The sequence below is a fragment of the Stutzerimonas stutzeri genome (genome assembly GCF_000935215.1).
Classification (GTDB): Bacteria; Pseudomonadota; Gammaproteobacteria; order Pseudomonadales; family Pseudomonadaceae; genus Stutzerimonas.
Window position 1 is genome coordinate 1 of record NZ_JXXD01000161.1, and the last position, 223, is coordinate 223.

General features: G+C 65.0%; 1 protein-coding gene. It reads left to right on the forward strand.

Going from position 1 to position 223, the window contains the following annotated elements; all coding sequences use genetic code 11:
* A partial coding sequence (locus LO50_RS24925) for a hypothetical protein (RefSeq protein WP_044315698.1) occupies window positions 1-223 on the forward strand: 223 nt, incomplete at both ends.

Genomic DNA, 223 nt, shown 5'->3' on the forward strand with positions numbered 1-223 from the left:
AACCTGGTCCTCGTCCTTCACCCCGGTCGAAGGCAGCAACACCGTTTCCGTGCGTCAGACCGACGTGGCTGGTAATACCTCGGCTGCTACCACCGTCAGCTTCGTGCTCGACACCCAGGTCGCTGCGCCGACCGTTTCGCTGCAGGCCGACACCGGCACAAGCGGCACTGATGGCACCACCAACAACGGCGCCCTGACCATCGGCAGCACCGAAGCGGGTGCA